Here is a 10,990-nt window from a genome sequence, read left to right as displayed (position 1 = left end):
GCCGTCATACTGAGGAGGTGCGCGGTAAGGAGGCCGGGCGGTACGGCGAAGGGCTGTTCCGCCCGGAGGAGACCGGCGAGGCCGACCGCATCGATCTGGGGGCCCTCGCCTACGACGGGGTGAGCACCGCCCGGTTGACGGCGCTGGGCGCCGGCCCCGGCTGGCACTGTCTGGACGTCGGCGCGGGGACCGGCACCCTGTCCCGCTGGCTGCTGGAGTCGGCCGGGGTCGAGACGGTCCTCGCGGTGGACCGCGACACCCGGTTCCTCGCCGCCCGGGACACCCCGGGCCTGTCGGCCCTGAGCGCCGACATCACCGCGCCGGGCTTCGATCCCGGCCGCTTCCAGCTGGTTCACGCCCGGTTCGTGCTGATGCATCTGCGCTGCTGGCGCCGCATGATCGCCACCCTGGCCGGGCTGCTCGCGCCCGGTGGTGTGCTGGTGCTGAGCGACGCCGTGGACCTGACGTCCGCGGGCGCACCGGCCACCCCGTACTCCACGGTCATGCGCACGATGTGGCAGGCGCTCCGGGAGACCATCGGCACGGACACCTCCTGGGTGCCGGACTACCCCTACCTCCTGCGGGAGGAAGGGCTGAACCGGGTCGGTGCCGAGATGCACGCGCCGCCGCTGGCGCCGGACAGCCCGCTCAGCCGGTTCTGGGCCGATACCTGGGACCGGACACAGGACGCCATGGTGGCGACGGGGCGGGTGGACGCGGCGCAGATCGCGCGCGCCCGGCAGGAGCTGGCCTCGCCCGGGGGCGCCGGCCTCTCCCCCGGGATGCTCACCGCCTGGGGCTGGCGGACCGACCGGGCCGCCCCGGACCGGAACGGCTGACCGGGCACGGAGCGCGGGCGGCCGGGCGGTCCGGGGCGCCCTCGCGGCGGGGCCCCGGTGCGGGTGGGTGGTGTCAGACGGCCCGGGGGCGTTGCTGGGTGGCGCAGTGGATGCCGCCACCGCCCTCGCCGAGATGGTCGAGCGGCAGCTGGACGACCTTGCGCCCCGGGTACAGGTCGCCCACGACGGAGGCGGCCCGGCTGTCGGCCCTCCGGTCGCCGTAACGGGGCATGATGACGGCCCCGTTGGCGACGTAGTAATTCACATAGCAGGCCAGGAAGTCCTTGCCGTGGCGGCCGATGTCGGACGGCTCGGGCAGCTCGACGACCTCCAGCCGCTTGCCCCGGGCGTCGACGGCCCCGTCGAGGACCGTGCGGGCCTGTTCGTAGGCGGCGGTGAAGGGGGTGCGCGGGGCGCCGGCGGCCGGGGTGCTCATGACCACGACACCCGGCTCGGCGAAGCGGGCGAGCGCGTCGATGTGATAGTCCGTGATGTCCTTGTTCTTGACCCCCTTCGCCCAGATCACGCGGGAGACGCCGAACAGGTCCTTGAGCGCCCGCTCGATGTCCTCGCGGGACCGGCCGGGGTTGCGGTTGTCGTTGAGCAGCGAGCTCTTCGTCGCCAGCAGGGTGCCCCGGCCGTCGGTCTCCAGGGCGCCGCCCTCGGCGGTGAGCGGCGCCGTGATCCGGGTGAGGCGCTCATGGGCGAGGACCGTGCGGGCCACGTGCCGGTCGCGGCCGTGCTCCTGCTTCTTGCCCCAGCCGTTGAAATTGAGGTCGACGCCGGCGACGCCCTCGGGGCCGACGACGAAGACCGGTCCGCTGTCGCGCATCCACAGGTCGTCGACCGGGGTCGGCAGCACCTCCACGCCGTATCCGCAGGCCCGCCGGGCCGCCGTCGCCTCCCGCTCGTTGGCCAGGAGGGTGACCGGTTCGCACTCGGCGATGGCCCGGGCGATCCGGGCGATGTCGTCGCGGACGCCGGTCACGTCCGGTCCCCAGATCTCCCGGGTGGGCCAGGCCATGTACGTGGCCGCGTGCGGGTGGGTCTCCTCGGGCAGCCGCCAGCGGCCGGCCGGGCGGGCGGCCGCGGCGGCCGCCGCGTGGTCCGTGCGGGGCGCCGCCCCGGCCGCGTCCGCGCCACTACAGGCGGTCAGTGCTCCGCCGACCGCGGCGGCGGCCGCCGCCTGCAGGGTCTGACGTCGTGATATCTCCACCGGAATCCTCCTGACTGAAATTTTAGTCAGTACCAGCGTAAGGCATGATCGGAGCCGAGCCACAGTTGATTTCTCGCACCCGGGAGCCTCGATGCCGGACCGCCCCACCCAGATCCTCGAAGCCGCCGCCCGGCTGATCGCCCGGAGCGGGGTGCGCGGACTGCGTGTCGAGCAGGTGTCCGCCGAGGCCGGCGTCTCGACCGCGCTGATCTACTACCACTTCAAGGACCGCGCCGGGCTGCTGCGACGCACGCTGGAGTTCATCAACCGGCGGGCGATCCGCTACACCGACGCCGCCCTGGACGCCTCCGACGCCCCGCTCGCCCAGCTCACCGAGATGCTGCTGCTGGAGTTCCAGGAGATCCCCCAGGTCAGGGAGAACAGCGCGGCCTGGGGCGAGCTGCGGGCCACCGCCGTCTTCGACCCGGATCTGCGCGAGCTGCTGGCCGGCGCGACCCGGGACTGGATCGAGGACCTCGCCGATCTGATCCGCCGGGCCCAGGCCGCCGGCACCGCCGCCCCGGAGGCCGACCCGACGGCGGCGGCCGAACGGCTCTCCGCACTCGTCGAGGGCCTGAGCGAGCGCTGGCTGAGCGGCACCACCACGCTGGAGCGCGCCCATGAACTCGTGCGCGGCGCCGTCCGGGTGGAGCTCGGGCAGCCCTGACCTCCCGGCGGCGCGCACCGTCCCGCCGGGAGCCGCTGCACCGCACGTCATAGCGGGTGAATCGAATGCTTCGGTCAATAAGCGGACATCGACGACTGTTTTCGGTCGGATTCCGTCACGTCACTCTCCGCACCCGACCGCTCCCTCCTGCCCGGCGTGCGCGACAGCTTCCCATTTCAGAGCGGGTACGGCGCGTGTTGGTCATCCGGCGGACACCAGGATCTGATGAAGAATTTTCTGTCGTGGTGGCGAATTGGTGAAGAAAAGCGACCGAAAGTGTGCATCGGGTTTTGACCGCTGATCGACCGTTCAGCCATGGTCCTTGGCATGCCCGCCATACCCCGACCCGCGGCCAGCGGCCCGCTGCGCATCCGCGACTTCCGCCTTCTGCTCGCCGGTGCCGCGGCCGGACAGCTCGGCGCCCAGGTCACTCTGGTCGCCCTGCCCCTTGTCGCCGTGCTCGAGCTCAACGCCCCCGCCTTCCAGGTGGGGTTGCTCACCGCCGCCGAAACCGCCGCGTTCCTGCTGGTCGGGCTGCCGGCAGGGGCGTGGGTCGACCGGATGCGCAAGCTGCCGCTGATGATCCGGGCCGATGTGGTGCGCGCGGTGGCGATGGCCAGCATCCCGCTGGCCGGCGTCGCCGGTGTGCTGACGATGGCTCAGCTCTACCTGGTCGCCCTCGTCACCGGCGTGGCCACGGTGTTCTTCGACGTGGCCCACCAGAGCTACCTGCCCCAGCTGCTGCCCAAGGACCAACTGGTCTCGGGCAACGGGGCGCTGGAGACCATCCGTTCCACGGCACAGGTGGCGGGACCCGGCCTCGGCGGCGGTCTCGTCCAGCTGCTCGGAGCCGCCCTGGCCATCGCCGCCGACGCGGCCGGCTACGCGCTCTCCGCGCTGTTCCTGTGGGCCATCAAGCGGCCCGAGGAGCGTCCGGAGCCCGTACCGGACGCCTCGCTGCGCAAGGACATCGGTGAGGGGCTGCGGTTCGTCTTCGCCCACCCCCTGCTGCGGGTGATCGCCTTCACCACCGGCCTCGGCAACTTCTTCACCGCGACGCTGATGGCCACCCAGTCCGTCTTCCTGGTCCGGGTGCTCGGGCTGGCGCCCGGGGTCGTCGGTCTGGTGCTGTCCGCCTCCGCGGTGGGCGGGCTGGCCGGCGCGCTGTGCGCGGGCCGGCTCGCCGCCCGGCTCGGCCAGGCCCGGCTGATCTGGCTGTCCGCACTGGTCACCGGCCCGTTCGCGCTGCTGTGGCCGCTGTCCGGCCGGGGTGCGGGAGCGGTGCTCTTCGCGATCGGCTCCGGCGTGGTCTTCTTCGGCGCCGTGGTCTACAACGTCGCGCAGGTGAGCTTCCGTCAGTCCCTGTGCCCACCCCGGCTGCTCGGCCGGATGAACGCCACCCTGCGGTTCCTGATGTGGGGCACCCTGCCGCTCGGAGCCCTGGCCGGCGGAGCGCTGGCCGATGCCTTCGGCGCCCGTACGGCGCTCGTGTGGTGCGCGGCCGGATTCCTGGCCGTACCGCTCCCGTTGCTCCTCTCCCCGCTGCGCCGGATGCGGGATCTGCCCGCCGGCCCCGACGAGGACGCCGCGCGGCCCGGAGCCGCGGACGCGGCCGAGGCCGCCACGCTCGGCTGACGCCGACCGTCTCTTCCCTCCCCTCCCCCCCCGTTCGGCAGTTTTCCCCCCGCATCGCGCTCCGGTGATGCGGGTCAGTCACGACACAGAGGATCACGGTGCCCAGCATCACGAGCCAGTATCTGGCCCGCTTCCGGCGACTCGACGCCGGGGAGGGGGCCCCGGTCCTGCTGCCCGTCACGGGGGCCCAGCGCCGCTTCGCGCTGGTGCGTGCCATGGACCCCGCCGGGCGGCCGGACCTCGTGCCGATGTTCTTCGCCTTCCCGCGCGGCACGGTGGACACCGACCGCCTCGCGGCGGCCGCGAACCGGCTCGCCGCACTGCACCCCGTGCTGCGGTCCCGGCCCACCGTGCAGCGCGGCACCCCCGCGCTGCGCCTGGAGCAGCCGCAGGTCCCCGTCCTCCGCCTGGCGTGCGCGCCCGGCGAGGACGCGGCGGCCGTGCTGCGCCGTGCCCTGGCGGAATGGGACACGCAGGGCGCACCGCTGCGGCTGTTCCTGGTGCCGGACGGCCCGCAGGGGACCGAGGAGGTGCTCGCCGTCGTCCTGGACCATCTCGCCTGCGACGGCCAGTCGCTGGCCCGGCTCGCCGACGAGCTGGGCACCGCCTACGACCGCGGCACCGGCGCCGAGGGCCCCTCCCCCGCCGAGACCGAGGCCGAACTGACCGCCTACCGGGACGCCGTCCTGCTGCAGCTCGCCGCGGAGGAGCGCGCGGGCTCGCCGGAGGCGATGGCGTATTGGGGCGAGCGGCTGCGCACCGTGCGCGAGGCGGCCCCCGCGCCGCAGCCTGCGGCGCAGGCCCCCGGCACCCCGCCCGGCGGCTCGGCCACCGTGCACCTGCCCGCGCCCGACGGCGGGGCGCCCTTCCCGCAGCTGCTGGACGCCTGCCGGGCGGCCGCCGCGGTCCTGTACGGCAGCGGTCCGGTGGTGCCGATCGGCTACCCGTGGGGCGGCCGGCCCTCCGGTGCCGCGCCGGTGCTGGGCTGCTTCCTGAACACCGTGGTCTTCCCGACCGACACCGGGCAGCGGCCCGACCCGGCCGCGACGGCCGGGGACTGGTGGGACGACCTGGACCATGCCGCCACCCCCTTCGACGCCGTGGTGCACGCCGCCCGGGCGGCCGGTTCGGGCTGGAGCGGACGGCTCGACGGCCTGCTGACCGTGGAGGACTCCCGGCGCCATCCCCCGCTGAGCCTGGCCGGAGTGACGGGCCGTGAGGTCCACGTCGACGGCCGGGCGGTCCGCGGGCCCTTCGCGGTCTCCGTCACCCAGGGGGCCGAACTGGGGCTGCGGATGGTGTGGGACCGCACCCTCGTGCCCGACCTCACCGCCGAGCGCGCCTTCGCCGCACTCGCCGACAGCCTGCGGACCCCGGCCCCGACGGCCGGCTGATCCGCCACCGGGGCCCCGCCCCTTCCCACCCCACGACTCCGCCGAAGCCGCCGCACAACCCGCGGCGCGCTCCGCGCACCCCAGGCCGGGCCCGACCATGCTCCGGCCGGAGAAACACACCCGACCCGACAACCTTCAGGGATCGCCCATGCTTCCGCTCTCCTCCTCGCAGGAGATCGTCTGGCTGCACGAACAGGTGCAACCGGGCAGCCGCGCCTACAACTTCACCGCCGCACTCGATCTGTGGGGCACACTCGACGCCGAGGCGCTGCGCCTGGGTCTCGCCGCCACACTCGACCGGCACGCCGGGCTGCGGCTGGAACTCGTCGCCGTCGCCGGGGCGATGCCGGGGCAGCGGGTCGCCGAGGCCTGCGCCCCGCGGCTGCGCACGGTCGACCTGAGCGGGGCTCCGGACCCGGAGGCCGCCTTCCAGGAGCTGCTGCGCACCGAGGCGGAGACCCCGCTCGACACGTATGAGGCGCCGCTGCTGCGCTGGACGCTGGTCCGGCTGGCGGACGACCGGCACCGGCTCATCCACGTCGAGCACCACCTGATCCACGACGGGCATTCGTTCGCGATCCTGCTGCGGGACGTGTTCTCCGTCTACCGGGGCCACGTCCTGGGCGAGCCGGTGCAGCTGCCGTCCGCGTCCTCCTACGCCGACCACGTCCGATCCCGGTCCGCCGACGAGGTGAGCGCACAGCGCACCGAGGGCCTGGAGTTCTGGACCGGTCAACTGCGCGACCTGTCCTACGACATGCCGCTGCCCGGTCTGACCCGGCCCGGCTCGCGACGCCGCCACCACGGCGGCCAGCTGCGGCAGTCGATCGGCGCGGACCTCGCCGAGCAGCTGCGGGCGCACGCCCGCGACCGCGGGCTGACGCCGTTCGCCACCCTCCTGGGGCTCTTCGCCGAGCTGCTGCGCCGCCACAGCGGCCGCACGCAGATGGTGGTCGGCACCGCGGTCGGCAACCGCCCGCGCGGTTTCGAGGACGCGGTGGGCATGTTCGTCAACACCATCCCGCTCCCGCTCCGGCTGGACCCGGCCGCCCCGGCCGAGGAGTCCATGGACGAGGTGACCGACACCCTCTTCCGTGCGCTGCCGCACCAGGAGGTGCCGATCCAGGAGCTGACCCGCGCGCTCGGGCTGCACACCTCGGGCGCCGACAACCCCCTGTTCCAGGTCATGTTCAGCGCGCACGACGCCGAGCTGCCCGAGATCGACGTCCCGGGCCTGGAAATCACCCTCTTCGAGGGCTTCAACACCGGCACCACCCGGTTCGACCTGGACGTGGTGCTGCTGCCGGACGACCGGCGCGGTGTCAGCGTCCGGCACGGCGCGCCGGGGATGACGCTGGTGTGGGACTACGACGAGGACATGTTCGGCGAGGACGTGGCCAAGCTGCTCGCCGGGCGCTTCCTGGACCTGCTGCGCGCCTACCTCGACGCGCCCGGCACGGCCCTCGCGGAGCTGGCGCCGCCGCCCGTGCCGCCGGCCCTCACGGCCCCCGCGCCGCGGTCCGGCCACGACCCGCTGGACCCGGCCGCCGCCCACGACCCGTCGCTGCCCGCGCTGCTGATCGGCGCCCGCCGGCTCACCTACGGCGATCTCGACGAGCGGGTGAGCGCGCTCGCCGAACGGATGCGGACCGCCGGAGTGACGGCCGGGCAGCCGGTGGCCGCGGTGCTGCCGCGCGGCGCGGACTCCGTCGTGACGCTGCTGGCCTGTCTGCGGACCCGGGCGGTGTACTGCCCGCTGTCGCCCTCCGACCCGCAGGCCCGGCTGTCGCTGCTGCTGGACCGGCTCGCGCCGGCGCTCGTGCTGACCTCGGCGGACTCCCCCGTCACCGTGCCGGACGGCCTGCCGACGGCCACCGTCGACGCCGAGAAGCTGCCGGCCGCCCGGGCGGCCGAGGTCGTGCCCGGTGCCGCGTACATCATCCACACCTCCGGTTCGACCGGCATCCCCAAGCCCGTCGCGGTGGGCCGGGCGGCGCTGGAGAACCATCTGACCGGCGCGGCCGAGCGGTTCGGGCTGGCCGCGGGCGACCGGGTGCTGCTCTTCGCCCAGCCGTCGTTCGACGTGGCCCTGGAGGAGGTGCTGCCGTCGCTGTACGCCGGGGCGTGCCTGGTGGCTCCGGACCGTGAGGTGCCCACCGGCGCCGAGCTGGCCGCCCTGCTGATCGCCGCCCGGGTCACCGTGGCCAACCTGCCGACCAGTTACTTCCTCGCCACCCGTGAGGAGATGCGTCCCGCCCTGCGCGACGGGCAGTGGGCGCCGCGACTGCTGGTGCTCGGTGGTGAGCGCCTCCCGGCGGACGTGCTGCAGGCCTTCCTGGCGGACACCGACAGCACCGTGCTCAACGTCTACGGCGTCACGGAGGCCGCCATCAGCTCCACCGTTCACGAGATCACCCGCGAGGGCCTCGCGGCCGGCGGGGAGATCCCGCTGGGCACCGAGCTGCCCGGCGAGCGGGTCCACGTCCTGGACGAACGGCACCGGCCGCTGCCCGACGGCGCGGTCGGGGAACTGGCCATCGCCGGCGCCGGGCTGGCCGAGGGCTACGTGGGCAACCCCGAGGCCACGGCCGCACGGTTCGTCTCCGTCGAGGCCCTCGGCGGTGAGCGGGTCTACCTCACCGGCGACCTCGGCTACCGCGGCCGCGACGGGCTGCTGTACTTCCTGGGCCGCCGCGACCACCAGATCAAGCTGCGCGGCTACCGCATCGAGCTGGAGGAGGTCGAGGCGGCCGCCTCGGCCGCGCTCGGCGGCCGGTCCGTCGCCGTCGTGCTGGACCGCGAGGCCTCCGGCGGGCCCCGGCTCGTCGGCTTCTTGGAGCGCGCCGACGAGCGTGCGCCGTGGGACGAGCAGGCGCTGCACACGGAGCTGAGCAGCCGGCTGCCGAGCGCCCTGGTACCGGGCCGCTGGGCGCTGCTGGACACCATGCCGAGGCTGGCCGGCGGCAAGCCGAACCGCACCGCGCTCACCCGCCGGGCCGCCACGCTGGAGCCGGCCACGCCTGCCGTGGAGAGCGTCGAGGTGCAGCCGCTGGCGCCGTCCGACCCGATGACGGCACTGCTGGCCGAGGGCTGGTCCGCGGCGCTGGGCCACAGCCGCTTCGACGAGTCCTCGGACTTCTTCCGGTCCGGCGGCCATTCGCTGCTGGCCGCGGAGCTGGCCGCCTGGCTCGAACCGCGCCTGGGCAAGCGCCCGCCGCTGCGGCTGCTGTTCCAGAACCCGGTGCTGGCCGACCAGGCCCGCGCACTGGGCACCGCCGCCGTCCCCGCTCCCGCCGCTTCGACCCCCGTGACGGAGTCCCGATGACCCAGCCGATGACCGCCCCGGCCCCCGCCGCGCAGACCGCGGACGGGCGCCCGCTCAGCATCGCCCACGGCCCCGCCCTCCCCGAGGGCGGCGGGAGCGGGGTGCTCGCCCGCTACACGGAGTGGGTCCGGCGCACCCCGCAGGCGCCCGCGGTGGCCGACGGGCCGCACCTGTGGACGTACGAGCAGATCGACCTCGCCGCCGATGAGGTCGTAGCCGCGCTGCGCGACCGGGTGCGGCCCGGTGACCTGGTCGGCGTCTGCCTGGACCGCTCGGCCGCCCTGGTGGCGTGCGCCGTGGCGCTGGCCCGGCTCGGTGCCGTGTACCTGCCGCTCGGGCCCCGCCCCGGTGAGCGCCGTACCGCCGCCGTCACCGAGGACCTGAACGTCGTCTGTCTGATCGGCGACCCCGACGTCCTGCCGCCCCGGCACCGCTCGGCGGAGCTGCGGGACCTGGTGCTGCCCGGCGCGGGCGCCAACGCCGCGGACCGCGTGGTGGCGGCGTTCGCCGCGCCCGCCGGTGCGGCCCGCACCGCGCCCCCCGAGACGTTCTACGCCGTGCTGACCTCCGGCTCCACCGGCCGTCCCAAGGCGGTCGCGGTCGGCGAGGCGGCGCTCGGCACGCTTCTCGACTGGTACCGCGCCACGACCGGCCTCGCCCCCGGCGACCGGCAGTCCCTGTTGATCGGTGTCGCGTTCGACCCGCATCTGATGGAGCTGTGGGCCGGGCTGACGTCCGGGGCCACGCTGATCCCCGCTCCGGACGACGTCCGCTGGGACCCGGTGGTGCTGGCCGACTGGTGGCGTGCGGCAGGGGTGACCGTGGGTGTCGCGGCGACCCCGATGGCCGAGCCGCTGCTGGAGCGGCCCTGGCCCGCCGACCTGAAGCTGCGTCATCTGGTGGTGGGCGGTGACCGGATGCGCCGGCGCCCCGGCGCGGAGGTCACCACCACCGTCCACAACGCCTACGGTCCGGCCGAGGCCACCGTGGTCTCCACCGTGCACAGCATGCCGGCCGGCGACGGCGCGGTGGACGTGGAGTCCGCCCCGCCGATCGGCCTGCCCCTGCCCGGCGTGACGGTGCTCGTCACCGACGCCGACGGCCGGCCGGTGCCGCACGGCGCGGAGGGCGAACTCCGCATCGGCGGCAGCGGTCTGGCGCTCGGCTACCTGGACCCCGAGCTGACCGCGCGCCGCTTCACCGCGGTGCCCGACGGCCTCGCCCTGCCGGGTGTGGAGCGCCTGTACCGCACCGGGGACCGCGTGCGGATGCTCGACGACGGGCAGCTGGAGTTCCTCGGCCGGCTCGACGACCAGGTCAAGATCAGCGGTGTCCGGATCGAACCGGCCGAGGTGGAGGCCGCGTTCGAGCAGGACCCGGCGGTGCTCAGCGCCGTCGTCACCGCGCCGCGTACCGCCGACGGCCGCACCCGGCTGGTGGCGTACGTCCGCCCGGCCGCCGGTGCCGCTCCCACGGCGGAGTCGCTGCTGCCCGCCCTGCGGGCCTGGCTGCCCGAACAGGCCGTGCCCTCGGACGTACGGCTCGTGGACGCCTTCCCCCTGGACGCGAACGGCAAGGTGGACCGGGCCGAGCTGACCCGGCAGGCGGCGGCCGCGGCCGGTGCCCGTCCGGACGCCGGCGCCGCCGCCGCACCGGACCCGGACGCCACGCCCGGTGAACGGCTCCTGCTGGACGCCGTGCGCGATCTGCTGGCCCGTCCCGGGATCTCGCTGGCGGAGAACTTCACCGAGGCCGGCGGCACCTCGATCGTCGCCGCCCGGCTGCTGACCGTCATCGAGAAGGAGAGCGGGGTGCGGCTGCGCGCCCCCGAGCTGCTCCGCCAGCCCGACCTGCGCGCCGTGGCACGGCTCATCGACGAGCGCCGTGCCCGCACGCAGGCGGCGGGAGCCTGAG

The 10,990-nt window shown here is 74.9% G+C and carries 7 protein-coding genes; 6 read left to right on the top strand and 1 reads right to left on the bottom strand.

Annotated features, from left to right (window positions below; translation table 11 throughout):
* Positions 1-17 precede the first annotated feature (17 nt).
* Entirely contained in the window at positions 18-839 is an 822-nt protein-coding gene (locus tag ACQP17_RS32840) for a class I SAM-dependent methyltransferase (protein ID WP_433859564.1), read from the top strand.
* Positions 840-912: 73 nt separating this feature from the next.
* Here ACQP17_RS32840 and ACQP17_RS32835 read toward each other — a convergent pair whose 3' ends face one another.
* Positions 913-2,055 (bottom strand): agmatine deiminase family protein, encoded by a 1,143-nt coding sequence (locus tag ACQP17_RS32835; RefSeq protein ID WP_433859563.1) that lies wholly within the window; start codon positions 2,053-2,055, stop codon positions 913-915.
* A 91-nt stretch (positions 2,056-2,146) separates the two neighbouring features.
* On the opposite strand from ACQP17_RS32835, the gene ACQP17_RS32830 reads away from it, so the two are divergent.
* From ACQP17_RS32830 to ACQP17_RS32810, 5 genes are all read left to right on the top strand, one after another.
* Positions 2,147-2,722 (top strand): TetR/AcrR family transcriptional regulator, encoded by a 576-nt coding sequence (locus tag ACQP17_RS32830; protein WP_433859562.1) that lies wholly within the window; start codon positions 2,147-2,149, stop codon positions 2,720-2,722.
* Positions 2,723-3,049: 327 nt separating this feature from the next.
* A complete protein-coding gene (locus ACQP17_RS32825; RefSeq protein WP_433859561.1) occupies positions 3,050-4,357 on the top strand; it encodes an MFS transporter in 1,308 nt (435 codons plus the stop codon).
* Positions 4,358-4,455: 98 nt separating this feature from the next.
* On the top strand, positions 4,456-5,751 hold the full coding sequence (locus tag ACQP17_RS32820) for a non-ribosomal peptide synthetase (protein ID WP_433859560.1): 1,296 nt from the start codon (positions 4,456-4,458) through the stop codon (positions 5,749-5,751).
* Positions 5,752-5,899: 148 nt separating this feature from the next.
* Entirely contained in the window at positions 5,900-9,076 is a 3,177-nt protein-coding gene (locus tag ACQP17_RS32815; protein WP_433859559.1) for a non-ribosomal peptide synthetase, read from the top strand.
* On the top strand, positions 9,073-10,989 hold the full coding sequence (locus ACQP17_RS32810) for a non-ribosomal peptide synthetase (RefSeq protein WP_433859558.1): 1,917 nt from the start codon (positions 9,073-9,075) through the stop codon (positions 10,987-10,989). The genes ACQP17_RS32815 and ACQP17_RS32810 overlap by 4 nt, the downstream gene beginning before the upstream one ends.
* Position 10,990: the final 1 nt, after the last annotated feature.

Origin of the sequence: Streptomyces kronopolitis (assembly GCF_050953795.1) — a bacterium.
Classification (GTDB): Bacteria; Actinomycetota; Actinomycetes; order Streptomycetales; family Streptomycetaceae; genus Streptomyces; species Streptomyces kronopolitis_A.
This window is presented reverse-complemented; position numbering and strand designations above follow the sequence as displayed.